This is a genomic window from Bradyrhizobium sp. McL0615 (genome assembly GCF_049993905.1).
GTDB lineage: Bacteria > Pseudomonadota > Alphaproteobacteria > Rhizobiales > Xanthobacteraceae > Bradyrhizobium.
The window spans coordinates 4,797,158-4,822,950 of sequence record NZ_CP188254.1 but is presented as its reverse complement, the minus strand read 5'-3'; the positions used below and the strand labels follow the sequence as shown (position 1 = coordinate 4,822,950).

Below are 25,793 nucleotides of genomic sequence, written 5' to 3'. Positions count from 1 at the left end.
CGCTGGGCAGTCGCAGTGGGGCACCATTAAATGTTGGTGGGTTTTTTCACCGGGGTTGCGTCTTGCGTTGCTATTGGGGTGATGGCGTACGTCCGCAACGATCGGCGCCAGCGATTGGCGTTCATGGCCAGTCTTCCGTCACAGATGCAGAAACGCCTCAGCGATTTCGAGACTTCAAGGGGCGGTTGGAAGGAATTTCGGGCGTTGCAGCAGGCCGGCGTCGCTTCAGAACGACGGAACAACATGCGATTTCCGCCTGCCGGGTGAGCACGAAAGTGCCGCTGCTGGGTTGAGACAGCGACGGCTCTACTCAATTACTCTCGGGCAGCGATGCCCTCCGCGATTGACCGAAGCGTATCCGCCCGCAGGGTCTCCTCAATTTGCGATCGTGTATGCGGGGTGCAAGGCGAAGCACTCCGATGCCGGCTGCGGCTTGGAGCACGGAGCGCGAGTTAGCCCAGCTTCACCAAGACCTCGGCCGGCAGAATGATCTTGATCGTCACGTTCTGTTAGCCGGGGCTGTCGGTGCTCGGAATGGTGAAAGCCAACCGAGCATTCGGCCCACGCCTGCGGCGGCCACCGGCCTTGACGGAACTTGCTGGCCGGCCACTGTTAGTCACCATCGGATCGAAGGCAATGTCCGGCTGATGCAAGAAGCAACTGAATTCAATCTTCACAGAGGCTACTTACACAAAATACCCGACATTTCCTGTTCTGTAGGCTGACTTCTTGAAAGGATCTGAGGACTAAAAAGCATCTCCATATCCTTTAGTGTTGATTACTTAGGTTAATGATCGAACTCAGTTGCCGACTTACGCGACGGCGATATTTTCGTCCGATGCCAGTACATCGCGTAATTTCCAATATTGCATTGTTCGCAGCGGCGGCGCTCTTGTTGTGGTCGCTGTTCGCCCATGCTGATCTGATTTTCGGGCACTGATCCAAGCTCCATTGCAGACCAACTTTTTTTCTTATCTCCATTAACGTTGAGCACTTAGGTTAAAACTGCTTCCGAATTGCTCACCTTCGTTGCGCCAGATAAGGCTCTGGAGGTCCTTCAGTTGCGGTCTCCCGCGGACCGCTCTGCCCCCTGCAGGACACGGCCGCCGACCTCCCCCCACCCCACACTGAGGTCGGCGGCCCCCTCGTTGATCTCTCATGCAACGCCCAACGGCTGATAGTTAAGCGGACGATTGGAACTGCCACTCCGCTGCTTCGCCATGCCTCCAGTTTGAGCCGCACGGCACGCGGCGCGGGTCGTCTCCTGGTCCCGCTACCCTTTTGCCGAGCGGCTTCCCCTGCTCGTCGCAAAGGCTCAGCACGCCATCTGATACAAAGCAGAAAGCCGGTTCCGCAGCCCCGGGATCCTCGCGAATTGTGGGAGCACCGGTCTGGACCCGGACAATGTTGATCGAACTAAATTTTGCAAAATGTGATTTTTCTCACACTGCGCCCCGCCTGCGCGGGGTTAGTGCTTCGGCGGGGAGTTCAACACTTTAGTAACCAGCTTTGCCGCGACCGCCGTATCGTTAAAATTCGAGCGATCCGCTCAATCTGGAAACAAAATACTTTTGCGACCATCGCCTCTGGAACCCCGGAGAGCGCGATGAGCGAAGTCGAATACGATCTGCTGCTGGATGCCGTTCAAACGGCCATTGCGCCAGCCTCGGAGGACAATACCGTGGTCCAGACCCAGCGCTATTATCCGTCGCCGCGTGCCGCCAACGATAACCAGACCCCTTGGCCGCTAGTGCCGTTTCCCGAGGGCTGGTACGCCGCCTGCTGATCGCGGCAGGGCCTCCTGCGGCCTGTCCGATAATCGGCCTAAGCCATTGATTGTATGGATGGAGGCCACGACCAGAATTGAACTGGTGTACACGGTTTTGCAGACCGTTGCGTAACCACTCCGCCACGTGGCCCCATTGCGGCGGATGAATACAGGCGATCAATCACTTAGGCAACCTGCCTCGAAAACTTCTGAAACTCATTTTCCCTAGGATTTCTGAAACCAGCGTGCACGGTTCGTTCCGAACGCGCGATGATTGCCAAGTCTTGCCCCAAAACTCCATATAAAATACTGAAGTTGCTCTGGTTTCTTGCATGCATCGGGACTGCGCATAAACAGCCCTCGTTCAGCAACCTGGCGATCGCAACGCATGGTTGCTCACCTGGCGGCCTGTTAGACTGATCCGGTTGCCGATGAGGGTATTACCGTGAGCTCATCCAGTAGCGCTTGCGCCAGGCCTTTCTGCTGGGCAGGCAATCCACGGGATCGGGCTGCCTGTTCAAGGGCGAGCGTAGCTACCATGTGGATGCGAAAGTGCGCCGGATTTTGATCGACGCCGCCGGCCTGCGATTCCTTATCGGAGACAATTTGGCGGCAGCGAGAGACGGAGGTCGAGGTAAAGGCTCGGCAGGACAAGGGGCGCACATCATAGACAGAACACCGATCGCCCTCGTCGAGGAGCGGGCATCTCAGCCGCAGTCGGGTCGGATTCTCCGCGGCATTCGCTGCCGCGGCTGCTTCCACGAGCCTGGCGCCTAGCTTTTTGCGCTCAATGGGTGTGAACGTCTTCTCTATATGTTCCGCGATAACTGTAGCCACGCCTGGCGGAACGGCTACATAAAGGTGACAGCACGCACTGCAGCCGCTCTTGCAGTCGTAGACGGGCTGGTTGGGATGGCTCTCCCGGAAGGTCGCGGCGGCCGCATCCGCAAAGGCAATCGCATGCCGGGCGGCGTCAGCCATGGTCTCGGATCGACCGAGAGTCACACCCAACTCCGATCCGAGCAGCGCAAATACTCCCTCATAGCGACCGGCGAGCGACCGGATCAGCGCGCCGACCTCAGATATTTCGGCCGAGACGCGATCAATGGCGTGCTGCGAATCCATGCGAAATCTCCATTTCATTTGCCTTGGCCGACGTCTTTACGACGCTGGTAAGATTCTGCAGTAGAGGCCCGAATCTTTCCGGCAATGGCCAGCTTACCTCGATCGCTTTCCTAATTTTGTGCCATCGTCAGCGCATCGCATATCTGGAAAGGCACGAAGCAAGTCTGGCTGTTCTGGACCGTCCACTAGGGGATTGCGCTTTGCCCCTGATCGCGTCCTGCGATCCCTCCCCTGAGGGAGGAAGTGCACCAAATTCGTCCACAGCAAGATCGAGCATGACCTCGCCTTCCGCCATCCACTCAGCGCCGCTCAGTTGAAAGCGGTCTTCGCGGCCCGCTTCCCTGGTTGGCGGCGCAAACCTCGACCAACCCAGTGTGTCATGGAAAATGACAACGACGGTGATCCAGAGAACGATTGCCTGCCCTTCGGACAAGGCGGCGGATTTGATATGTGCCGCACTGAACGTCGCCGCCAGCGAGGCGTCCAGAGCCAGATGTCTCCCGCGACCAAATTGACGGCATACGCATACAGCAACACGAGTGGGCCGGAGGCGGTGCGCCGATGGCCGCAATTAGCCAGAGCAGCAGGCTTCGCCCGGCCGCTTGCCGGCCCATTGGGTGAAGAAGCGGTCAGCCACCAGGCGCGATAGCGAGCGAGAGGACATAGACGGCCGCATATGGTCCGAGAACGGCCGACAGCATCGCCAGCCCGATCGGAACGCCGCAGTTGAAAACGAGATCGATCAAAGCCTGTTTCGACAGGCGCCAATGCGCAACCAGTTACAACCCGTCGCTCCGCTGGCTTCCGACGCACGTCATGGTGCGCGCGAAACAACGGTGGCAACATCGTGCCCGCCCTATCCGGACCGCGGCCTTTCCCGGTGTGGCCTAGAATACCCTGCTGATGGCCGCGATGACGAACGGCGCGGTCAGCACCAGGACCGGCCACAGCCGGAACATCACGCGGCGAGACTACTGCTTGCGGCAATTCGCTTTTTGAGCGTCTCGCAAACCGTGCGGACTTCGGATGTCATCAGGGAACAATCCTCGATCTGCAAGAAGTAGCGCTTGCCTTCCTCGCGATAGTTCGCCGCCAACTCCTTGATCTCGTTGACCATGGCGTGAACGCCGGCGACCATCGCCTCACATTTCTTGGCGGCCTCGGCCAGTTCGGCACCGAGTGCCTCGATCTCTTTCACGGCTGCGTCGTACTCGCGGATCACTGCTTCCGCCGAGAGTTTGCCGACCTGATTGACGCCTTCCTTGTGCTCGACGTAATCGGGCAACGGTCCCGGCAACGAATGATCGTTATCGAGTGGCGCTGCGCGGATGACGGACCCCCGCCGGCTACTGAGAATGATATCGCCGATTTCGCCTTCGAGTTCATCAGCGTCGAGCAACGGAGAGCGCGTAAGGATTTCATTGCTTAAAGTCATCGACTTTGCTCCAAATTGTTACGCGGAGAATAAGGAATTTAGCACCGTCAAGGGGGATGTCATCATTGTCCACAGCTCGCTGTGCCCGAATTCCGACACTGGAACCGGCTCAATGATGGCGGATTCATGGCGAGCAACAGAGCAACACCGGTCATTCGATGAGGCGCGCGAGCCTCGTCGACGCCCCGTTTAGTCGAAAGCCGGATTCAGCCCCGCTTGCGTCGCCGATAGTCCCGCTTCTTCGGCTTCGGCGCGAGCTCCGGCATTTCTGCCTGCACTTCGCGATACCGCGCCAGCATCCGGTCAAAGCTGGCATTGAGCGTTTCGGTGATATCCGGCCGTTTTTCGAGTCCGGCCAGCAGCAGGCCGGCGGCCTCGATGGTGGAGAGACCATCGCCACGCGGCTCCTTGCGGAGCTTGCCGTAGCGTGAAGGCCGCTTCGGGCCCAGAATGACCCGCTGACACTTCAGCATCCATGCGTTGCGCCACCACAGCGCCTTGGCCTGGCTCCAGGTTCCGTCGAGCAGCACGATGCCTTCGATGTCGGACAGGATGGCGCGCTGGTGCGGCTCGACCTCGCCCTTGCGGTTGATCGCGACGATCTCGGCATCGGTATCGAGATCGGCGACCTTGGCCGAGCCGAGATACAGCACCGCCCAGCGCGAGGGATCGTCCACCTTCCGTCCCAGCGCCTTGGACAGGCTTGGCCAGGACAGACCTATCTTGAGGACCGCATCCTTGAAATGCATCGCCGTCAGCCGCGCAGTGCCGAGCGCCCTGTCCTGCTCCTGCGGATGCTGCAGGATCAGGAGCTCGGTCCTGCTTTTGATCGGTGTGACGCTGTCGCAGATGCAGAGCGGCAACGGCTTGCCGCAATGCGGACAGTCCGGGACCACCTCCTCAGTGGCGCCGGATTTGGGATTGGCTTGTTCTGACATCCGCTCGCTATACGCTTCGTGGCCAGTAATTCAACTAGAGCCCCGTTGCGATTGAATCAGAACGGGCCTCTATTCTTTTGTTTTCAAACGTTTTCTTCCCGCGAACCGAAGTCCACCCCGGATCAAGTCCGGGCAGGCTTCGCTCGAAAACGCTCTATTCCGCGGGCGCCGGAAGCGGAGCCGGCCGCGATCGCTGCCGCAGCCGGTCGATCAGGAGGTAGATCACCGGCGTGGTGTAGAGCGTCAGGATCTGCGAAACGAACAAGCCGCCGATGATGGTGATGCCGAGCGGCCGGCGCAGCTCGGTGCCGGGGCCGGTGGCAATGACCAGCGGAATGCCTGCAAACAAGGCCGCCATCGTCGTCATCAGGATCGGCCGGAAGCGGGCGCTGCACGCCTCGAAGATCGCGTCCGCCGACGACAGGCCGCGGTTACGTTCGGCATCGAGCGCGAAGTCGACCATCATGATGCCGTTCTTCTTGACGATGCCGATCAGCAGGATGATGCCGACAAAGGCGATCACCGTCAGAGGCGTATTCGTCACCTGCAGCGCCAGCAGCGCCCCCAGCCCTGCGGAGGGCAATGTCGAGATGATCGTGATCGGGTGCGCAAGGCTCTCATAGAGCACACCGAGCACGATATACATCGCCACCAGCGCGCCCAGGATCAGCAGTGGCTGCCGTCCGCTGGTCTTGTTGAAATCGCCGGCATTGCCGTCGAAACTGCCGCGGATGCCTTCCGGCATGTGCAGTTCCTCGACCGCGCGCTGGATGTTTGTGGTCGCGACTTCCAGCGGCACATCGGGCATCAGATTGAACGAGACCGTTGTCGAGGGAAACGATTGCGAGTGATACACCGCGAGCGGCGACAGGCCGCGCTGGTAGCGCACCACCGCCGATAGCGGCACCTGGGCATCGTTGGCGCCGGCGACGAAGATGCGCTCCAGGTTGGACGGATCAGCCTGGAATTTCGGGTCGATTTCGAGCACCACCATGTACTGGTTACGCTGGGTATAGATGATCGAGATCTGGCGCTGCGCAAACGCGTTGTTCAGGGCGTTGTCGATATCCTGGACGCGAACGCCGAGGCTCGAGGCGGTCTTGCGGTCGATCACCAGCGACAATTGCAGCCCGCCGGGGTCGCGGTCGCTGGAAATGTCGGTTATGCCCTCCACCGTCTCCATGCGCTTGGCGACCAACGGCGCCCATTTCTGCAACAGATCGAGGTCCGTGCTCGACAGCGTATACTGATAGTCGGAATCGCTCTGCCGGCCGCCGGTGCGGAGGTCCTGCGCTGCGAACATGAACAGGCGGATGCCGGCCACCCGGTAGAGATTCCGCCGCAGCCGATCGATCACCTGCTCGGTCGACAGGCCCGCCCGCTCCTCCGGCGGCTTTAAGCTGATGAACATGGTGCCGCGGTTGGAACCGCCGCCGCCCGGGCCAGCGGTGCCGCCGAGCGAGGATCCGACGCCGGCCACGGCCGGATCGGCCATCACGATGTCGGCCAGTTGTTGCTGCAGCCCCAGCATCGCCTGGAACGAGGTGTCGGGGGATGCGCGTGTCGCGCCGATCACGAACCCGCTGTCGTCGGTCGGGAAATAGCCCTTCGGCGTCTTGATGTAGAGCACCACTGTCAGCGCGATGGTGGCAAAGAACACGAGCAGGGTCAGGAACGGGAAGCCCAATACCGCCCGCAGCGTCCATGTGTAGAAAGAAACGATGCGCGACAGCGTACCCTCGACCAGCCGGTCGAACCAGGTCGCGCGATCGGACGTCGCCTCCTTGATGTAATGCGCGCAGATCATCGGCGTGATCGTGAGCGAGACCACGGTCGACACCACGATGGCAAAGGTCAGCGTCAGCGAGAATTCCCGCAACAGCCGGCCGACGATGCCGTCCATGAAAATCAGCGGCGTGAAGGCCGCGATCAAGGACAGGCTGATGGACAGCACGGTAAAGCCGATCTGCCTGGCGCCCTCAAGCGCCGCCGGGTAAGGCGCCATGCCGTGCTCGAGGTTGCGGTACATGTTCTCGATCATGACGATGGCGTCGTCGACCACGAAGCCGACCGATATCGCCAGCGCCATCAGCGACAGATTGTCGATCGAGAAGCCGGCGAGCCACATGCCGGCGCAGGTGCCGGCCAGCGCCAGCGGCACCGAGACGCCGGCTGCAATGGTCGGCGTCAGCCGCCGCAGGAATGTAAACACTACCACCATCACCAGGAACGCGGTCGCCAGCAGCGTGTACTGCATGTCGAGCACGCTGGCGCGGATGGTGCCGGTGCGATCGACGAGTGTCGAAATCTCCACCCCGCCGGGCAGCCATTGCTTCAGTTCCGGGATCAGCGCCCTCACCCGGTCGACGGTGTCGATCACGTTGGCGTCGCCCTGCTTGGTGATCTGGATCAGGACCGCGGGCTGCTTGTTGAACCAGGCGATTGAGCGGCTGTTGCGGACGGAATCCTCGACGTCGGCGACATCAGCCAGGCGGACGTAATTGCCGGCCGAGCTCTTGACGATGATGTCGCGGAATTCGGCTGCGGTGCGCATCTGTTTGTTGGTGGAGATCGTCTCGCTCTGGCGGCCACCGTTGAAGATGCCGACCGGCCCCAGCGGATTGGCGTTGATGATCGCGAGCCGCACGTCGTCGGTCGCAATCCCCGCGTTCGACAGCGCCACCGGGTTAAGCGCAATCCGCACCGCCGGCTGGTCGGCGCCGGAGACCGTGACTTCGCCGACGCCCGGCACCTGCGAGATACGCTGCGCGATCACGGTATCGGCGACGTCGTACATCGCGCTGGTCGTCAGCGTCTTCGAGGTCAGCGCCAGCACAAACACAGGTGCGGCTGCGGGATTGGCTTTGCGGAAGCGCGGCAGCGACGGCAGGTCGCTCGGCAGGTCCGCCAGCGAGGCGTTGATCGCGGCCTGCACGTCGCGCCCGGCGCGGTCGATGTCGCGGCCGATCGAGAATTGCAGCTGGATGCTGGTCGAGCCAAGCGAACTGGTCGAGGTGATCTGGTCGATCCCGGCGATCTGGCCGAGCCGACGCTCCAGGGGGGCTGCGACCGTCGACGCCATCACGGACGGGTCCGCGCCCGGACGCGTCGCCGAGACCCGGATCATCGGAAAATCGACGTTGGGTACCGAGGAGACCGGCAGGAAGACATAGGCAACGATGCCGACCAGAAAGAGCCCGATCGCCAGCAGCGTGGTGCCCACCGGCCGCCGAATGAAGGGCTCCGAGATCGATGCCATCTACTGCATCCCCTCGGTCGCGCCGGCAACTGTCGGCCCGGGAGGCCCGGGGTCCGGCACGGCCTTTTCGATTTTGCGATTGAGCCGGTCGAGCGCCAGATAGATCACCGGCGTCGTATAGAGCGTGAGCAACTGGCTCACCAGCAATCCGCCGATGATGGAGATGCCGAGCGGAAAGCGTAACTCGGCGCCGGTGCCGCTTTCGATCGCCAGCGGCAGCGCGCCGAACAGCGCGGCCAGCGTCGTCATCATGATCGGGCGGAAGCGCAGCAGGCAGGCTTGCACGATGGCTTCCTCAGGCGACATGCCCTGATGCCGCTCCGCCTCCAGCGCGAAATCGATCATCATGATCGCGTTCTTCTTGACGATGCCCATCAAGAGAATGATGCCGATCAAGCCGATCACCGACAGGTCCTGCCCGAACAGCATCAGCGCCAGAATGGCGCCGACGCCTGCAGACGGCAGCGTCGAGAGAATCGTGATAGGGTGGATGTAGCTTTCATAGAGCACGCCGAGCACGATGTAGATGGTGACGATCGCCGCCAGAATGAGCCATGGCTGGCCGGCAAGCGATTTCGAGAACTCGGCCGCATCGCCCGCATAGACGCCGGCGATGCTGCCGGGCATGCCGATACTGGTCTCGATCTTCTTGACGGCGTCGACGGCATCGCCCAGCGCCTCGCCGGGCGCGAGGTTGAAACTGAGCGAGACGGCTGGAAATTGCGCGAGATGCGAAATCGCCAGCGGCGCGGTGGTGCGGGTCAGCGTCGCCACCGCCGACAGCGGCACCTGAGCGCCGGGGACGCCTGCGGTGGCACTCGCGGCGCCCGGGAGATAGAGCTTTGACAGGATCGACGGATCGCGCTGGTACATCGGCATCGCCTCCAGCACCACGCGATACTGGTTAGCCTGGCCGTAGATCGTCGAAATCTGCCGCTGCGCAAAGGCGTCGTTGAGGGTGTCGTTGACCGCCTGGAGGCTGACGCCGAGCTGGCCGGCGCGCTGCCGGTTGATGTCGAGCGCGGCGCGCAAGCCGCCTTCCTGCGCTTCCGACGAGACGTCGCGGAACAGCGGATCGCGGCGCATTTCGGCGACCAGCTTTTGCGACCACAGCGCCACCTGCGCGGCGTCGGTGCCGGTCAGCGTATACTGGTATTGCGATCGGCTCGACTGGGTCGAGATCTGCACGTCCTGCACCGGCTGAAAATAGATGGTCATGCCGGGGATCTGTGCGGTTCGTCGCTTCAGCCGGTCGACCACGACGGAAATATCATCGTGCCGTTCGCCGCGCGGCCGCAGCGTCATCACCAGGCGCCCGACATTGGTGGTCGGATTGACGGAGCCCGCCCCGATCACGGAGACCACGCCGACCACGTCAGAATCGGCCTGGATCTCGGCCGCCGCCGTCGCCTGCCGGCTTTGCATCTCGGCAAAGGAAACGTCGGGGCCGGCCTCGGTCACCGCAGTGATCGACGCGGTGTCCTGCAGCGGCAAAAAGCCCTTCGGCGCGATTACATACATCACGAGCGTCGCAGCAATGGTGGCGAACGTCACAACCAAAGTGGCGCGCTGGCGCTGCAGCACCCACAGCAGCGTGCGATGGTAGAGGTCGACCGTGCGGTCGATGAAGCGGCTGACGGCGGCAAGCCCCGGGACCGTCATCTCCTCGCCGACATGCTTCAACAGCCGCGAACACATCATCGGCGTCAGCGTCAGCGATACGATCGCCGAGGTCACGACCGCGATCGTCAGCGTCAGCGCGAATTCGCGGAACATGCGCCCGACCAGTCCGGACATGAACAGCAACGGGATGAAGACGGCGATCAGCGACACCGTCAGCGAGATCACGGTGAAGCCGATCTCGCTGGCGCCCTTCAGCGACGCCTCCATCACGGACTCGCCGCTCTCCATGTGGCGGACGATGTTCTCGATCATCACGATGGCGTCGTCGACCACGAATCCAGTGCCGATCGTCAGCGCCATCAGCGACAGATTGTCGAGGCTGAAGCCCGAAAAATACATGATGCCGAAGCTCGTGATCAGCGACAGCGGCAGCGCCACGCCCGCGATCAATGTCGCGCGCAGCGACCGCAGGAACAGCAGCACCACCAGCGTCACCAGCACCACGGACAGGATCAGCGTGAACTGGACGTCGCGGACCGAGGCGCGAATGGTGACGGTGCGGTCGGAGACGATGGTGAGATTGACGCCGGCCGGGATCGCGCGTTGCACCTTGGGGATTTCCGCGCGGATCTGGCGGACCACCTCGATCACGTTGGCGCCGGGTTGCCGCTGGATGTCGATGATCACGGCCGGCGTGCCCTGATACCAGCCGCCGGTGCGATCGTTCTCCAGCCCGTCGATGATGATGGCGACGTCGCCGATCGTGACCGGCGAACCGTTGCGATAGGCGATGATGATCGGCTTGTAGGCGTCGGCGACTGCGATCTGGTCGTTGGCGGCGATGGTGTAGGCCTGCTGCGCGCCGTCGAGCGATCCCTTCGGCCCCGACACATTGGCGCCGGCGATGGCGTTGCGCAGGTCCTCCATCGAGATGCCGTAGGCGGCGAGCCGGGCCAGATCGGCCTGCACCCGCACCGCGGGCTTCAGCCCGCCGAGGATGGCCACGCGCCCGACGCCGGAAATCTGGCTGAGCCGCTGGCCCAGGATCGTGTCGGCGATGTCGCTCATGGCGCGCAGCGAAATCGTCTCCGACGTCAGCGCCAGCGTCAGGACCGGCGCGTCCGCCGGATTGACCTTGGCGTAGGTTGGCGGATACGGCAGGTTTTTCGGCAGGATACCGGCGGCGGCGTTGATCGCGGCCTGCACGTCCTGGGTGGCGCCGTCGATGTCGCGGTTGAGGTCGAACTGCAGCGAGATCTGGCTGACACCGAACGAAGAGGTCGACTGCATCGACGACAGCGACGGAATCTGTCCGAGCTGGCGCTCCAGCGGCGCCGTGATCAGCGACGCGATCACGTCTGGGCTGGCGCCCGGCAGCTGCGTCGTCACCTGCACGGTCGGAAAATCGACCTGCGGCAGCGCCGAAACGGGTAACGCCCAATAGCCGAGCGCGCCGCCGATCATCAGCGCGATCCCCAACAGCGAGGTCGCGATCGGCCGGCGGATGAACGGTTCGGAGACGCTCATGGCTGCGTGCTCACTTGCGAGTTCATTTCAGGCGTGCGGGCCGCGTCGATCACGGCTGCGACTTCGCAGCGCCGCCCGATGGCTCGGCCGATGCCGGGCCGATTTGTCCCTTCTGATCGCCCTTGCCGCGGTGCTCGCCATCCTTGCCCTGACCTTCCCGGGCTTGACCTTCCTTCGCTTGTCCGTCCTTGCCCTGACCGCCCTTGGCATCTCCCTTGGCGTCGGGGCTGCGGCTCCGCTTGCGCGGCGCGAGGTCGGCGGTCGGCGCACGGTCATCGGTGCCGATCAAAACCTTGGCGCCGTCGGACAGGTTCGCAAAGCCGGTGGTCACGACGCGATCGGAAGTGGAGAGACCGCTCGCGATCACGGCGTCGTTTTCGTTCTGCTGCGTCACCACGACAGGTTTCGCAGTGGCGACATTGTCGGGACCGATCACGTAGCTGAACGTGCCGGCCGGGCCGCGCTGCACCGCCGAAGTCGGCACCACGACCGCCTTCTCCAGCGTTTCGACCTTCAGCCGCACATTGACGAACTGCCCCGGCCAAAGCTGGAATTTTGCGTTGGGAAATTCGGCCTTCAGCTTCAGCGTGCCGGTGGTTGGATCGACCTGGTTGTCGATGCCCTTGAGCGTACCGGTATCGACGACGGTGACGCCGTCATTGCCGAACACGTCCACGGCCAGCACGCCCTTGCCGGCGGCGGCGTTGACCCGCACGATCTGTTGCTGCGGCAGGCTGAACTGCACGGCGATCGGCTGCAACTGGGTGATGATCACAAGACCCGTTACGTCAGCCGCGCGGATGATGTTGCCCTGGTCGACCTGGCGCAGGCCGGCGCGCCCCGACAGCGGTGCGATGATCTTGGTATAGCCAAGCGTCGCCTTGGCGTTGTCGATCGCGGCCTGGTCGGCATTGACCAGCGCCTCCTGCTGGGCCACCACCGCGCGCTGTGTATCGGCCTGCTGCTTGGAGCCGGCGTTCGATGCGGCAAGCTGCTGATAGCGCGCCAGATCGAGCTTCTGGTTGGCAAGCAGCGCCTCATCCTGCGCCTTTTTGGCCACCGCCTGGTCGTACTGGGCCTGATAGATCACGGGGTCGATCTCGCCGAGCACGTCGCTCTGCTTGACGTCCTGGCCCTCGACGAAATTCACCTTGATCAGCTTGCCGTCGACCTGGGCGCGTACGGTCACCGTGTTCAGCGCGCGGACCGAGCCGACCGCGTCGAGATAGACCGGGACGTCCTGCGTCCGCGGTGTCGCCGCCAGCACCGGTACGGGAAGATCCGGCCGCGCGCCGGGCCCGCCACGGCTGCTCTGTTTCTGATGAAACGCGTTCCAGCCAAGATAGCCGAGGCCGCCCAGGATCAGCAGCGTAACCGTCAGCGACACCATCCGCCGGCCAATGCCGCGTGCGACGCGCTTGCCCGCCGTTTTGGCATCGTCCTTCAGTTCCGGCTTAAAGAGCATCGACCGGCCTTTCCATCCTGGGCTCCCAGCCGCCCCCCAGCGCCTGATAGAGGCTGACGATCGCCTGCAGCCGGGCCAGTTGGGCCTGCCACAGCAGATCCTCCGCCTGGAATAACGTCGTCTGCGTATTTAGCACAGTTACGATATCGGCGGTTCCAGCCCGCAACTGCTGCTCGGCAAGCTGGAAGGCCCGCCGCGATGCCGCCACCACTTCGCGCTGCAGCCGCAGCCTCTCCGTGGTCTGGCGGATCGAGTACAGGGCATTATCGACATCGGCAAAGGCCTGCACCACGGTCTTGCGATAGATCTGCAGCAACTCGTCCTGCCGCGCCTTGGTAAACTCGAAATTGCCGAGGATCCTGCCGCCGTCGAAGATCGGCTGGGTCAGGCTGCCGACCATGCTGAAGAAGGCGGCGTGCGGCTGAAACAGCGAGGACAGCGCCGAGCTTTGATAGCCGCCCTGCCCGGTCAATTGGATGCTTGGAAAGAACTGCGCGCGGGCATTGCCGACATTGGCGGTCGCCGAGGCAAGCTGTGCTTCCTGTCGGCGGATGTCAGGGCGCTGCGTCAGCACCTCCGACGGCAGGCCGGGCGTGACCCGCGGCGAACCGATCTGGTTGAGTGACCCGCCCTTGACGCGAACAGATTCCGGCGGCCGCGACACCAGGGTTGCCAGCGCGTTGATGTTCTGGTCGAGCGTCTGTTTCAGCGGTGGCACCTGCGCGCGCTGGTTGGCGACCACGCTCTCCTGCTGTGCGACGTCGAGGTCGGTGCCGGTCCCGGCTTTGAAGCGGTCGCGGATGGCGTTGAGGATGCGCTCGGCGCTGGCGATGTTCTGCTGCGCGGTCCGAAGCCGGTCCTGCGCGGTCAGCACCTGGAAATATGCGTTGGCCACCGTCGTCAGCGTGGTCAACGCGACGACGTCGCGGTCGAAACGGTTGGCGATCGCGGTCTCTTCGGCGGCTTGCGCGGCATCGCGATTCTTGCCCCAGAAGTCCAGCTCGTAACTGGCGCTGAGCGAGGCCGAGTAGTTGACGACCTCGCGGCCGCCATTGGTCAGGCCGCTGGCGCTGGAGCCTGATGTGCGGGAATAGGTTTCCTGACCGCTACCGTTGAGGCTGGGCAACAGCGCCGCGCCCGCGATCCGCGCCTGCGCATCGGCCTGCTGGAACCGCGCGGTGGCCGCTGCGATGTCCAGATTGACGGTCTGCGCCTCCTCCATCAGGCCCGTCAGCTCCCGCGAACGGAAACCACGCCACCAATCGAGCGTCGGCGGTGCGTCGGCGGCCTTCGGGGAACGCGCCTGCTTGTAGCCTTGGGGAATGTCGAGCGCCGGGTCGGGAAGATCCTTGGTCAGGATGCAGCCCCCGGAGCTGGCGACGAGGCCAAGCACGGCGAGCGACCGCGCCAGCCGCCTGGCACCGGGAATGAGCGCAGGCCAACCTCCGAACGCCGCAATTGCAATCCGATGGGTCACACCCGTTCTCCACCGGGCAAATCCCGGCCCGGCGCGCGACGAACGCTCTTCCTGTTGGCTTGCGACACGTTCACGCGGGTGATGCTTCCGTTGGAACCGAACCGGATACTAGCCTTGCGACCGGGAGGCGGACAGCCCCGCGAAGCCCTTGGCGATCGTCCATTCGGGTCGAGAAAACAGGCGGCAAAGTGCTCGATTTCCCTTGTTTTATAGCCTCTGGAACGCTGCAGGGACGCGGCTGGACCACCGAAATCTTACGAAGATTTCATGGGGCTTTTCCCCTGTTCTGAGGCCCCGAATCAGCCTGTCGCTCAGCTATGCCGCGCCTGTCGCCGGTTTGAAACCCCGGGAACAGCCCTTCGTATCTCGCAATGTGCTGTGGAGGCCAAGAATGCGGGTCGCGGTGGTCGGGACGGGAATCAGCGGCAATGCCGCGGCCTGGGCCTTGTCGAATCATTATCCGGTCACCGTCTACGACCGCGAACTCAGGCCCGGCGGTCACAGCCACACCGTCAGTATCGACTATGACGGCACGCGGCTTGCGGTCGATATCGGATTCATCGTCTACAATGAACTGAATTATCCGGACCTGACGGCGCTGTTCGCCCATTTCGGTGTCGAGACCGTCGAAAGCTGCATGAGTTTTGCGGTGACGGCGGACACCGGCCGCTTCGAGTGGAAAGGCGGCGGCAACAACTGGTTCGAGACCGCACGCGGCCTGTTCGCGCAAGCCAGCAACCTGTTGTCGCCCTCCTATCTCTGGATGCTGCGCGACATCATCACCTTCAACCAGCAGAGCATCGAGGATTACGCGGCCGGCAAACTGGCCGGGCTTACGCTCGGCGAATATTTCCGCACCCGCCACTTTGCGCCGCGGCTGTTGACCGATTATCTGGCGCCGATGGGCGCTGCGATCTGGTCGGCGCCGTCGAGCGAGATACTGGACTTCCCGGCCGAAAATTTCGTCGCCTTTTTCGCCAACCATCGCCTGCTGCAATATGACCGCCCGGTCTGGCGCACGGTGAAGGGTGGCAGCCAGTGCTATGTTGAAAAGCTCACCGCGTCGTTCCGCGACCGGATCAAGCTTGGCTGCGCCGTCACGGCCATCGAGCGCACTCCGCACAGAGTCGTCGTCCACGACAGCCACGGCAATACCGACAGTTACGATCATGTCGTGATTGCTTCCCACAGCGACCAGGCACTGGCGATGCTGTCGGATGCCGACGACCGCGAGCGCACCATCCTGGGCGCGATCGGCTATTCCCCCAACACGATCTATCTGCACCGCGATCCCACGCTGATGCCGAAGCGCCGGCGCGCCTGGGCTTCGTGGAATTTCCTGCGCTGGCCGCGCAAAGGGGGCCTCGATCAAAGCGTCGATAACGACGTCTCCGTGACCTACTGGATGAACGAGTTGCAGGGCATCGATCACGACAAGCCGCTGTTTGTCAGCCTCAACCCGCCGGTCGCGCCCGATCCCGCGCTGACCTTCGGCAAGTACTTGTGCGAGCACCCGCAATATAACGCCGCCGCCTTTGCCGCCCAGAAGCGCCTGCCCGAAATTCAGGGCAAGCGACATACCTGGTTCTGCGGCGCGTGGACCGGATACGGCTTCCACGAGGACGGATTGCGCTCGGGCCTTGCGGTCGCCGAAGCGCTCGGCGCGGTCGCGCCGTGGCGCCAACCGCCGGCCGAACTGGCGGAAGCCGCGGAGTGACCATGCGCTCAGCGCCGGCAAGACCAGATCGACCTGCGGCACCGGCCGGTGCCGCCGCGCTTTACGTCGGCGATGTCATGCATGCCCGGCTGAAGCCGATCGGTCATCGCTTCAGTTATCGCGTGATGAGCCTCTTGATCGATCTCGACCGGTTGGCGGACGCGGACCGGCTATCGCCGCTGTTCGGCATCAACCGCGCGGCGCTCTACAGTTTCCACGAGGTCGACCATGGCAAGCGGGACGGATCATCCTTGCGGGCTTACGCACAATCTTGCGCGGCCGAGCGCGGCATCGATCTTACGGGCGGACGGGTGCTGCTGCTCTGCTATCCCCGCCTGCTCGGCTACACCTTCAACCCGCTGTCCGTCTATTTCTGCTATCGCGCTGACGGTGAGCTGGCACTGTTGATTTATCAAGTGCGCAATACTTTTGGCGACATCCATCCTTACGTCCTGCCGGTAACACCCGGCGACATCAGCGACGCCGGCGTGCGGCAGCAACAGGACAAACTGTTCTACGTCTCGCCCTTCATCGAAATGGCGATGCGCTACCATTTTCGCGTGCGACCGCCGGGCGCGCGGGTGCAACTGCGAATTCTGGAAAGCGACCGCGAAGGCCCCCTGCTCGCCGCAACTTTCAATGGCAGTCATCGCGCGCTCGACACCAAGGGGTTGCTGCGCACGTTTTTCGCGCTCCCGCTGGTCACCATCAAGATCATGGCGGCGATCCACTGGGAGGCGCTGCGGCTCTGGCTGAAGGGAGCCCGGCTGGTACCGCGGAGCGACGAAGCCCGCAATACCGGCTTGGCGAACGGGGACGGCAACGATTATACTTCAGCAGCGTTGTCCGCCCATGCCAAAGATTGAAGCAGGGCCGATCGGCCATGCGAAAGTCCGGGCGACGTTCGATGGATCGCACATGCCCGAATTGATTTCGGTCACATCGGAAACCGTTGACGCGACGTTTCCGGAATTGCCCCGCCTGGTTCGGCTGGCGCTGGGTTTCGGTTCACAGCTGCAGCACGGCACGCTCGACGTGACACTGGCGGACGGCCGCACCGTCCGCCTCGGCGGCAACGGGCCCGGCCCCGCCGCCGCCATGACAATCTATGATTACGGCTTTGCTTCGCGCCTTGTGCGCGGCGGCGACATCGGCATCGCCGAAGCCTATCTGCGCGGCGAATGGGACACGCCCGACCTCACGCAATTCCTCTATCTGTTCTGCGTCAACCAGGACTGGATGCAGACCATGCTGGTCGGCAATCCGCTGACACGCACCTTCCAGGCCGTCAGGCACTGGCTCAATCGCAATACCAGGCGGCAGGCCCGCCGTAACATCTATGCGCATTACGACATCGGCAACGCGTTCTACTCGGCCTGGCTCGATCCCAGCATGACCTATTCGTCCGCGCTGTTCGAGGACGGCACCGCAGACCTGACCGCGGCCCAGCACAACAAGTACCGCCGGCTTGCCGAGGCTATCGATTTGCGGCCCGGCCAGAAGCTGCTGGAGATCGGCTGCGGATGGGGCGGCTTTGCCGAATACGCCGCCAAGACGTTCGGCGCCAAAGTCGTCGGCCTGACTATAAGTAAGGAACAGCGCGATTTTGCCCAGACGCGGATTCACAATGCCGGTCTCAGTGACAAGGTCGAAATCAGGCTGCAGGACTATCGCGACGAGCGCGATCGCTATGACCGGATCGCCTCGATCGAGATGATCGAGGCGGTCGGCGAGCAATTCTGGCCGAATTATTTTTCACAGTTGCGCGACCGCCTGCTGCCCGGCGGGCTCGCCGGCATCCAGGCCATCACCATTAAGGACAGCCTGTTTCAGACCTATCGCCGCGAAGTCGACTTCATCCAGCGCTACGTGTTTCCGGGCGGAATGCTGCCCTCGCCGCAGATACTGAAAACGCTCGGCGAGCGCTTCGGCGTTCCCGTCATCGGCGAGCGCATTTTCGGGCAAGATTATGCCAGGACGCTTGCAATCTGGCGAAGCAATTTCCGCGCGGCCTGGCCCAACCTGACGCCATCAGGCTTCGACGACCGCTTCCGGCGGCTGTGGGAATATTATCTCGCCTATTGCGAGGCCGGGTTCCTGTCCGGAAATATCGACGTACGTCAGGTGGTGTTTGCGAAGTCGGGCTGAGCGCCCTTGCTGATTCGCTGGCTTGTATGGCTAGCGGCGGTCCTTTAGGGTCGCCCAACGATTGGGCAAACAAACCGGCAATTTCAAAACATGGCCTTCAACAAAGACGTTATCGAAGCGATCGGCAATACGCCACTGATCAAGCTGAAGCGCGCTTCCGAGCTGACCGGCTGCACCATTCTCGGCAAGGCCGAATTCATGAATCCCGGCCAGTCGGTCAAGGACCGCGCGGGCAAATGGATGATCCTCGAGGCCGAGAAGCGCGGCGAACTCAAGCCCGGCGGCCTGGTGGTGGAATCGACCGCGGGCAATACCGGCATCGGCCTGGCGGTGGTCGCCAGCGCTCGCGGTTACCGAACCTTGATTCTGATTCCGGAAACGCAGAGCAAGGAAAAGAAGGACATGTTGCGGCTGTGCGGTGCCGAACTCGTCGAGGTACCGCAGCTGCCCTTCGCCAATCCGAACAACTACCAGCATGTCGGACGGCGGCTGGCCGCCCAGCTTCGCAAGACCGAGCCGAACGGCGTGCTGTTCGCCGACCAGTGGAACAATCTCGACAACGCCAAGGCACACTACGAGTCCACCGGACCGGAGATCTGGGAGCAGACCGGCGGCAAGATCGACGGTTTTATCTGCTCGGTCGGCACCGGCGGCACACTGGCCGGCACCAGCCGCTATCTGAAGGAAAAGCACCCGGGCATCGTCAACGCCTGCGCCGATCCGCACGGCTTTGCGATGTACGAGCTATTCAAGAATGGCACCGCCAAATCGACGCCGGGCGACTCGATCACCGAAGGCATCGGGCTCGGCCGGGTCACGCCGGTCATCGAGACCGCCAAGGTCGACGACGCTTTCCTGGTTTCGGACGAGGAAGCCGTGAAGGTGATCTACGATCTGCTCGAGCACGAGGGCCTGTGCCTTGGCGGCTCGACTGGCGTCAACGTTGCCGGCGCGATCCAGCTCGCGAAACAGCTCGGGCCCGGCAAGACCATCGTCACCATCCTCGCCGATTCCGGCAACCGCTATCAGTCAAAGCTGTTCAATCCGGAGTTCATGCGCTCGAAGAACCTGCCGGTGCCGGAATGGCTGGAGAAGCGCACCCAGATCGAGGTGCCATTCGAGAGGGTGTGACCGGGATTCCCGGATTGCGCTGCGCTCCATCCGGGCTACGACATTACCTGATCAATGCCGCGGCTTCGTAGGCTGGGCAAAGGCGCGCTTGCGCCGTGCCCACCATCCATCAACTGCGATACTGTTGGTGGGCACGCTGCGCTTTGCCCACCCTACGCGACTGTTAGTGCCTTAATATCTGGCTAAGGAACAGCTTGGTCCGCGCGTGCTGCGGGTTGGCGAAGAATTCCTGCGGCGTGTTGGACTCGATCACCTGGCCCGCATCCATGAACACGACGCGGTTGGCGACTTCGCGGGCAAATCCCATTTCATGGGTGACGACCAGCATGGTCATGCCTTCCCTGGCGAGATCGACCATGGTGTCGAGCACTTCCTTGACCATTTCGGGATCAAGCGCCGAGGTCGGCTCGTCGAACAGCATGACCTTCGGGTTCATGGTCAGCGCGCGGGCAATCGCCACGCGCTGCTGCTGGCCGCCCGACATCTGGCCCGGGTATTTGTTGGCCTGATGCGGGATCTTGACCCGCTCCAGGAATTTCATCGCGCTCGCTTCGGCGTCCTTTTTCGGGATGTTGCGCACCCAGATCGGCGCCAGCGTGCAGTTCTCCAGCACGGTCAGATGCGGAAACAGGTTGAAACTCTGGAACACCATGCCGACCTCGCGGCGGACTTCGTCCACCCGTCGCAGGTTCGGACCCAATTCGATGCCCTCGACGACGATCTGACCTTCCTGGAATTCCTCCAGCGCGTTGATGCAGCGGATCAGCGTCGACTTGCCCGAGCCTGAAGGGCCGCAAATCACGATGCGCTCACCCTTGGCGACGTCGAGGTTGATGTCGCGCAGCACGTGAAAGTCGCCGTACCACTTGTTGAGCGCGTTGATGCCGACGATCGAGTTTGCGGTCATGGTCCTGTACTCAGTTGCGACGATGGGCGTTCAGCCGGTTCTCGACAAACAGCGAGTAACGCGACATCCCGAAGCAGAACACGAAATAGATCATTCCGGTGAAGGCAAAGCCGGTGAACAGCGTCGTCGGCGTCGACCAGACCGGATCGGAGAACGAGGCGCGCAACTGGCCGAGCAAATCGAACAGCGCCACGATCGAAACCAGCGAGGTATCCTTGAACAGGCTGATGAAGCTGTTGACTAGGTTCGGGATGACGTAGCGCAACGCCTGCGGCATCACGATCAGCGCCGTGGTCTTGCCCCAGGACAGGCCGAGCGCGCTCGCCGCCTCGCCTTGGCCGCGCGGAATCGCCTGCAGGCCGCCGCGAATGTTTTCAGCCTGGTAGGCGCCGGTGAACAGCGCGATCCCGATCAGGGCACGCACCAATCCGTCGATGGTGAAGCCGGTCGGAACGAACAGCGGCAACATATAGGTTGCGAAGAACAGCACCGTGATCAGCGGAACCCCGCGCCAAAACTCGATGAAGGCAATGGAGAAAATCCGGATCAGCGGAATTGACGACCGCCGGCCGAGCGCGAGCGCAATGCCGACCGGCATCGAGGCGACGATGCCGGTGACCGCCACTACCAGCGTCACCAGCAGGCCGCCCCACAGCCGCGTGTCGACCTCCGGAAGCCCGCCGCGGTCGAGCCCCATCACCGCGATCACGATGCCGATGCTGGCAAAGATTGCCAGACACGTGACCAGCGGACGCCAGCCGGCGCGCGTGCCGCCGCCCAGCCAGAACAGCAAGCCAGACACGATCACGGCCGTTGCGAGGAGGTCGGCCCAGACCGGACTGCCGGAGGCTCGGATCTGGTCGCGCAGCCAGGTCAGCGGCAGCAGCACCCAACCAACCGCCGTGCTCAGCAGCACGATCAGCTTGCCAATGAGCCACAGCAGCGGTCCGATGACGGCCGTCGTCTCGCTGGAGGCTACAAGTTTCCTGCCGCCGTCGCCGATACTGTCGTTGAAGCCCGCAAGAAGCCCGGCCGTCCAGCTCACGCCGAAGCCGCCGATCCCGCCGCCGCGCAGCAGGAAGAAGGCAACGATGGGGAGTGCCAGGAAGAACAGCAGGGCGTTGGGCCCCTTGCCCGGCAGCCGCGGAATCAGCAGTGGGACCAATAGGATCGCGGCAAGAGCGAAGACCAGATTGACCCGCCAGCGCTCCGGCTCCGGATAAAAACCGTAGATGAACTGCGGAAGCTTGGCCTGGATGAAAGGCCAGCACGCGCCGACCACGTCCCCGGGACTTTTCGCCAAACAGGCGGTTCGGTCCGTGCCGGTCCAGACCGCGTCGACGAGCAAGAATTTCAGTGCGGGCACCAGGATGAACCACAGCAGCAGCGCGCTGACGATGGTGATCAACATGTTGGTGGGTGAATTGAACAGACGCGTGCGCAGGAAGCCGATGAAGCCGGTGGTCTTCACCGGCGCGGGCCGCTCGGGCACGAGGTCCTGGCGGACGAAAGATGAAGTCGTGTCGCTCATCCGCCCATGCTCCGGCTGATCCGCCATCCATAGAAGCTCATGATCGCGCTGGTGACGAGCGAGATCAGGAGATAGACGCCCATCGTGATGCCGATGATTTCAATCGCCTGCCCGGTCTGGCTCAGCGTGGTTCCGGCAAACACCGAGACCAGGTCGGGATAGCCGATGGCGACCGCCAGCGAGGAGTTCTTGGTCAGGTTGAGATACTGGTTGGTGAGCGGCGGCAGGATCACGCGCATCGCCTGCGGAATCACGATCAGCCGCAGCACCGAACCGCGCTGAAGTCCAAGCGAGGAGCCGGCTTCCATCTGGCCCTTGTGCACGGAAAGAATGCCGGCCCGCACGATCTCGGCGATGAAGGATGCGGTATAGGTCGACAGCGCCAGCGTCAGCGCCACGAACTCCGGAATGACGCGCGAGCCGCCAGCGAAGTTGAAGCCCTTCAGTACCGGAATTTCAAACTTTACGGGCGCGCCGAAGACAAGCGTCACGAGCAGCGGAAGACCAATCACCAGGCCCAGTGCATAAGGCCAGACCTTGATCACCTTGCCACTATCGAACAATAGCCGTCGGGAATAGCGCCACAGCGCGATCGCGATGACGATCGCGATCAGCAACGCCAACACGAACGGCTCAAAACCGGGCTCGCCGATCGGCTTGGGTATGATCAATCCGCGATTGCTGAGAAAGAAACTGTCGAAGATCGAAATGCTCTGCCTGGGATTAGGCAGTGCGGCGAGCACCGCGAGATACCAGAACAGGATCTGGAACAATACCGGCAGGTTGCGGATCAGTTCGACATAGCCGCCCGAGATCCGCGACAGCAGCCAGTTCGGCGAGAGCCGGCCGAGTGCGACGATGAATCCGATCAGGGTGGCGAAGAAGATGCCGATCACCGAGACCAGCAGCGTGTTGAGCAGACCGACGAGGAACACGCGCGTGTAGGGATCGGATCCCGAATACGGAATCAGGCTCTGGCTGACGTCAAAGCCCGCATTGTTGGCCAGGAAGCCGAAGCCCGCGGTGATCCGCTGCGCCTGCAAATTGGCGCGGGCATTGGCGACGATCTCGTACGAGATCCAGGCGAGCGCGGCGACGAACAGGAGCTGGAGCACGAAGCCGCTCCAGCCTGCCCGGCCGCCCAGCGTCCGCTGCAGTTTGGGAATAAACTGCGACGGTGGTTTTCGGGGTTCGATGGCCATCGCCGCAGCCCCTCTTGCTGGCGCTTAGCGGATCGGCGGCGCGTACTGGATACCGCCCTTGCTCCAGAGGTTGTTGAGGCCACGGGCGATGCCGAGCTTGGAGCCGGAGCCGACGTTGCGCTCAAAGGACTCGCCGTAATTGCCGACCGCCTTCACGATCCGCACCAGCCAGTCCTTGGTCAGGCCGAGTTGCTCGCCCAGATTGCCGTCGGTGCCGACGGCGCGCTTGACCTCGGGCTTGTCGGACTTGGCCACCTCGTCCACGTTCTTCTGGGTCATGCCGAGTTCTTCGGCGCCGACCATCGCAAACAGCGTCCACTTCACGATGTCGAACCACTGATCGTCGCCATGGCGCACCATCGGGCCCAGCGGTTCCTTCGAGATGACTTCGGGCAGCACGACATGATCGGCCGGGTTGGCGAGCTTGAGCCGTTCGGCGTAGAGCTGCGAGACGTCCGAGGTAAAGACGTCGCAGCGGCCGGATTCATACGCCTTGACGGTTTCGTCGGCGGAAGCGAACGCGATCACCTCATACTTCATGTTGTTGCCCTTGAAGTAGTCGGCGAGATTCTGCTCGGTCGTGGTGCCGGTCTGCACGCAGACCGACGCGCTGTTCAGTTCCAGCGCCGAATTAACCTTCAGTGACTTCTTCACCAGAAAACCCTGGCCGTCATAATAGGTAACGCCGGTGAAGTTGGCGCCGAGCGAGGTATCGCGCGACAGCGTCCAGGTGGTGTTGCGGGAGAGCACGTCGATCTCGCCGGACTGCAGTGCGGTGAAGCGGTCCTTGGCCGATAGCGGCACGAACTTGATCTTGGTCGCGTCATTGAAGATGGCTGCCGCGATTGCCCGGCAGATATCGACGTCGAGCCCGGTCCAGTTACCCTTGTCGTCCGGAGTGGAGAAGCCCGGCAGGCCCTGGCTCACGCCGCAGGACAGTTGGCCTCGGTCCTTGACCGTCTTGAGGGTTTGCGCCGAGGCAGCCTGGGTCGTGAGACCGGCGGCCAGAGCAAGGGTAACAACCAGAGATACGCGTTTCATGGGCTGGGCCTTTCAAGGGGATCGTGCGGAGTTCGTTTTTTAGGCAACGCCTGACGTTATGGGGCCAACCCGCTGATCCCTCGCTGAAAAGCGTGCCTCCGGCGATGCAGCTTGACGTGCAGTCCGGTCGGGCAATGGATCCGATATCGCGGCAGGCCCCTCAACTTGCAGCGACTGTTAGTTGGCGCGCATCTCAGAACGACTGGCGTGCCGGGTCAAGGGGTTGACTGCCGTCTTCTGTGTTCTGTTTTGAACTTCCCGATCCTGCCCCCTCGCGTGACGGGTTTCGCGGGCTTCGCGATCAAGTTGTGGCTGCGGCATAACGTCTTGGCTAATGCAAACGCATGAGTTTTTCCAACGGCGGACCGTCCAACCCACCGAAGCCCGAAACCTAGACCTGAACCGACCGACGATCTGAACCCACTCCGATGCCGAAGGCATCCCGGGCACCCTTGCTCGGCCCTATCAGACGTTGTAGGGCGGAACCAGTACACGCGGCGTCGTTGCGGGTTTTTGCGTGGTTTATCCCAAACAATAACCACCCATTCACCATGACGGTGAATCCCGCCGTCCGATCAACCAAAAATTTCACGCCTCAAGTTCCCTTATACCTTTGATGCCTAGTCATACCTCCGGGGATGGCCGTGGTTGCTGTGTAGTTGGGGCGTCCCTGCGTAAGAGTAGTAAAAGCGTATGAATATCGCACGTGTCGTCGTTCTGATCATCGCCTTGAGTGCCGGCGGTGTCGCCGCCTATCTCGCCCGTGGCACGGAAGAAAAATCGCGCACCGTTGCCGAACCGGTCGCGCAGTTGCCGACGGTGGAAATTCTGGTCGCGAAGTCCGACATCGGGCTCGGCCAAGCGGTCAAGCCCGAGGACCTGCAATGGCAGGCCTGGCCGGCTTCGGCCGGCAACAATCTGGTCAACCGCGCCAGCAGGGCCGAAGCCATCAAGGAAATCTCCGGTTCGATCGCGCGCTCGCCCTTCATCGCGGGCGAACCAATCCGTGAGCAGAAGCTGGTCAAGGCCAACGGCTCCGGCTTCATGGCCGCCATCCTGCCGACCGGCATGCGGGCGATCTCGACCGAGATTTCGCCGGAAACCGGCGCCGGCGGCTTCATCCTGCCCAACGACCGCGTCGACGTCATCCTCACCAAGCGCGAAAAGAATCCAGACGGCAAGGGAGCCGATGTCCCCCAGTCGGAAATCATTCTCTCCAACATCCGTGTGCTGGCGATCGATCAGGCGCCGAAGGAAAAAGAGGGCATCAACACCCTCGTCGGTCGCACCGTCACGCTCGAACTGAAGCCCGAGCAGGCCGAGACGCTGGCGCGTTCGCGCCAGAGCGGCACGCTCGCGCTCGCACTGCGCAGCATCACCGATGGCAACGCGACGGCTGAAGGCCAGTCCGAGGAACAAGTCAAAAAGCGAAGCGAGAGCGTCAACGTGGTTCGCTACGGGGTCGCCAATCAAACGACGGCACAGAAGTGACCGAAAGG

17 protein-coding genes and 1 tRNA gene are annotated in these 25,793 nt (G+C 62.6%); 6 read left to right on the top strand and 12 right to left on the bottom strand.

The window, feature by feature from the left end; genetic code table 11:
- The first annotated feature begins 1,606 nt into the window (after nucleotides 1-1,606).
- Nucleotides 1,607-1,786: a hypothetical protein gene (locus ACPPVP_RS22800; protein WP_426524628.1), complete on the top strand. Its 180-nt coding sequence runs from the start codon at nucleotides 1,607-1,609 to the stop codon at nucleotides 1,784-1,786.
- 59 nt (nucleotides 1,787-1,845) lie between these two features.
- Here ACPPVP_RS22800 and ACPPVP_RS22795 read toward each other — a convergent pair.
- The 8 genes from ACPPVP_RS22795 to ACPPVP_RS22760 all read right to left on the bottom strand — a co-directional run bounded on the left by ACPPVP_RS22795 (nucleotide 1,846) and on the right by ACPPVP_RS22760 (nucleotide 14,569).
- Nucleotides 1,846-1,919: transfer RNA gene (locus ACPPVP_RS22795), tRNA-Cys, on the bottom strand.
- Nucleotides 1,920-2,179: 260 nt separating this feature from the next.
- The gene (locus ACPPVP_RS22790) at nucleotides 2,180-2,893 is read right to left on the bottom strand and encodes a YkgJ family cysteine cluster protein (RefSeq protein WP_426524626.1); all 714 of its coding nucleotides are present in this window, start codon (nucleotides 2,891-2,893) and stop codon (nucleotides 2,180-2,182) included.
- A 958-nt stretch (nucleotides 2,894-3,851) separates the two neighbouring features.
- Nucleotides 3,852-4,328, bottom strand: coding sequence for a hypothetical protein (locus tag ACPPVP_RS22785; RefSeq protein WP_426524624.1), 477 nt, complete (start codon nucleotides 4,326-4,328; stop codon nucleotides 3,852-3,854).
- A 206-nt stretch (nucleotides 4,329-4,534) separates the two neighbouring features.
- Nucleotides 4,535-5,266 (bottom strand): tRNA-uridine aminocarboxypropyltransferase, encoded by a 732-nt coding sequence (locus ACPPVP_RS22780; protein ID WP_426524622.1) that lies wholly within the window; start codon nucleotides 5,264-5,266, stop codon nucleotides 4,535-4,537.
- A 154-nt stretch (nucleotides 5,267-5,420) separates the two neighbouring features.
- Nucleotides 5,421-8,525 (bottom strand): efflux RND transporter permease subunit, encoded by a 3,105-nt coding sequence (locus ACPPVP_RS22775; RefSeq protein ID WP_426524620.1) that lies wholly within the window; start codon nucleotides 8,523-8,525, stop codon nucleotides 5,421-5,423.
- Complete coding sequence (locus ACPPVP_RS22770) at nucleotides 8,526-11,675, bottom strand: efflux RND transporter permease subunit (RefSeq protein ID WP_426524618.1); 3,150 nt, start codon at nucleotides 11,673-11,675, stop codon at nucleotides 8,526-8,528.
- Nucleotides 11,676-11,724: 49 nt separating this feature from the next.
- Complete coding sequence (locus ACPPVP_RS22765; RefSeq protein ID WP_426524616.1) at nucleotides 11,725-13,140, bottom strand: efflux RND transporter periplasmic adaptor subunit; 1,416 nt, start codon at nucleotides 13,138-13,140, stop codon at nucleotides 11,725-11,727.
- Nucleotides 13,130-14,569 carry an efflux transporter outer membrane subunit gene (locus ACPPVP_RS22760; RefSeq protein WP_426538007.1) on the bottom strand — a complete coding sequence of 480 codons (1,440 nt, stop codon included), beginning with the start codon at nucleotides 14,567-14,569 and terminating at the stop codon, nucleotides 13,130-13,132. The genes ACPPVP_RS22765 and ACPPVP_RS22760 overlap by 11 nt, the downstream gene beginning before the upstream one ends.
- Nucleotides 14,570-15,008: 439 nt before the next feature.
- On the opposite strand from ACPPVP_RS22760, the gene ACPPVP_RS22755 reads away from it, so the two are divergent.
- From ACPPVP_RS22755 to ACPPVP_RS22740, 4 genes are all read left to right on the top strand, one after another.
- The gene (locus ACPPVP_RS22755) at nucleotides 15,009-16,334 is read left to right on the top strand and encodes an NAD(P)/FAD-dependent oxidoreductase (RefSeq protein ID WP_426524614.1); all 1,326 of its coding nucleotides are present in this window, start codon (nucleotides 15,009-15,011) and stop codon (nucleotides 16,332-16,334) included.
- A 2-nt stretch (nucleotides 16,335-16,336) separates the two neighbouring features.
- Nucleotides 16,337-17,200, top strand: coding sequence for a DUF1365 domain-containing protein (locus ACPPVP_RS22750; RefSeq protein ID WP_426524612.1), 864 nt, complete (start codon nucleotides 16,337-16,339; stop codon nucleotides 17,198-17,200).
- A gap of 52 nt (nucleotides 17,201-17,252) precedes the next feature.
- On the top strand, nucleotides 17,253-18,482 hold the full coding sequence (locus ACPPVP_RS22745; protein WP_426524610.1) for a class I SAM-dependent methyltransferase: 1,230 nt from the start codon (nucleotides 17,253-17,255) through the stop codon (nucleotides 18,480-18,482).
- A gap of 90 nt (nucleotides 18,483-18,572) precedes the next feature.
- On the top strand, nucleotides 18,573-19,613 hold the full coding sequence (locus ACPPVP_RS22740) for a cysteine synthase A (protein ID WP_426524608.1): 1,041 nt from the start codon (nucleotides 18,573-18,575) through the stop codon (nucleotides 19,611-19,613).
- A gap of 163 nt (nucleotides 19,614-19,776) precedes the next feature.
- Here the strand turns inward: ACPPVP_RS22740 and ACPPVP_RS22735 are convergent, their stop codons facing one another.
- The 4 genes from ACPPVP_RS22735 to ACPPVP_RS22720 are packed head-to-tail and all read right to left on the bottom strand — an operon-like array spanning nucleotide 19,777 to nucleotide 24,294.
- Nucleotides 19,777-20,520 (bottom strand): amino acid ABC transporter ATP-binding protein, encoded by a 744-nt coding sequence (locus ACPPVP_RS22735; RefSeq protein WP_426524606.1) that lies wholly within the window; start codon nucleotides 20,518-20,520, stop codon nucleotides 19,777-19,779.
- 10 nt (nucleotides 20,521-20,530) lie between these two features.
- Nucleotides 20,531-22,051 carry an amino acid ABC transporter permease gene (locus ACPPVP_RS22730; RefSeq protein ID WP_426524604.1) on the bottom strand — a complete coding sequence of 507 codons (1,521 nt, stop codon included), beginning with the start codon at nucleotides 22,049-22,051 and terminating at the stop codon, nucleotides 20,531-20,533.
- Entirely contained in the window at nucleotides 22,048-23,253 is a 1,206-nt protein-coding gene (locus ACPPVP_RS22725) for an amino acid ABC transporter permease (RefSeq protein WP_426524602.1), read from the bottom strand. The genes ACPPVP_RS22730 and ACPPVP_RS22725 overlap by 4 nt, the downstream gene beginning before the upstream one ends.
- Before the next feature lie 24 nt (nucleotides 23,254-23,277).
- A complete protein-coding gene (locus tag ACPPVP_RS22720) occupies nucleotides 23,278-24,294 on the bottom strand; it encodes an amino acid ABC transporter substrate-binding protein (RefSeq protein ID WP_426524600.1) in 1,017 nt (338 codons plus the stop codon).
- A gap of 693 nt (nucleotides 24,295-24,987) precedes the next feature.
- Between ACPPVP_RS22720 and cpaB the strand changes: the two genes are divergently transcribed.
- Nucleotides 24,988-25,785, top strand: coding sequence for a Flp pilus assembly protein CpaB (cpaB, locus tag ACPPVP_RS22715; RefSeq protein WP_426524598.1), 798 nt, complete (start codon nucleotides 24,988-24,990; stop codon nucleotides 25,783-25,785).
- Nucleotides 25,786-25,793: the final 8 nt, after the last annotated feature.

Bases quoted from the DNA above. Each gene is read 5' to 3' on its own strand.
- ACPPVP_RS22800 (WP_426524628.1), top strand. From the start codon at position 1,607: ATGAGCGAAGTCGAATACGATCTGCTGCTGGATGCCGTTCAAACGGCC.
- ACPPVP_RS22730 (WP_426524604.1), bottom strand. From the start codon at position 22,051: ATGAGCGACACGACTTCATCTTTCGTCCGCCAGGACCTCGTGCCCGAG.
- ACPPVP_RS22745 (WP_426524610.1), top strand. From the start codon at position 17,253: ATGCCCGAATTGATTTCGGTCACATCGGAAACCGTTGACGCGACGTTT.
- ACPPVP_RS22750 (WP_426524612.1), top strand. From the start codon at position 16,337: ATGCGCTCAGCGCCGGCAAGACCAGATCGACCTGCGGCACCGGCCGGT.
- ACPPVP_RS22740 (WP_426524608.1), top strand. From the start codon at position 18,573: ATGGCCTTCAACAAAGACGTTATCGAAGCGATCGGCAATACGCCACTG.
- ACPPVP_RS22780 (WP_426524622.1), bottom strand. From the start codon at position 5,266: ATGTCAGAACAAGCCAATCCCAAATCCGGCGCCACTGAGGAGGTGGTC.
- ACPPVP_RS22765 (WP_426524616.1), bottom strand. From the start codon at position 13,140: ATGCTCTTTAAGCCGGAACTGAAGGACGATGCCAAAACGGCGGGCAAG.
- ACPPVP_RS22720 (WP_426524600.1), bottom strand. From the start codon at position 24,294: ATGAAACGCGTATCTCTGGTTGTTACCCTTGCTCTGGCCGCCGGTCTC.
- cpaB (WP_426524598.1), top strand. From the start codon at position 24,988: ATGAATATCGCACGTGTCGTCGTTCTGATCATCGCCTTGAGTGCCGGC.
- ACPPVP_RS22755 (WP_426524614.1), top strand. From the start codon at position 15,009: ATGCGGGTCGCGGTGGTCGGGACGGGAATCAGCGGCAATGCCGCGGCC.
- ACPPVP_RS22725 (WP_426524602.1), bottom strand. From the start codon at position 23,253: ATGGCCATCGAACCCCGAAAACCACCGTCGCAGTTTATTCCCAAACTG.
- ACPPVP_RS22735 (WP_426524606.1), bottom strand. From the start codon at position 20,520: ATGACCGCAAACTCGATCGTCGGCATCAACGCGCTCAACAAGTGGTAC.
- ACPPVP_RS22785 (WP_426524624.1), bottom strand. From the start codon at position 4,328: ATGACTTTAAGCAATGAAATCCTTACGCGCTCTCCGTTGCTCGACGCT.
- ACPPVP_RS22790 (WP_426524626.1), bottom strand. From the start codon at position 2,893: ATGGATTCGCAGCACGCCATTGATCGCGTCTCGGCCGAAATATCTGAG.
- ACPPVP_RS22770 (WP_426524618.1), bottom strand. From the start codon at position 11,675: ATGAGCGTCTCCGAACCGTTCATCCGCCGGCCGATCGCGACCTCGCTG.
- ACPPVP_RS22775 (WP_426524620.1), bottom strand. From the start codon at position 8,525: ATGGCATCGATCTCGGAGCCCTTCATTCGGCGGCCGGTGGGCACCACG.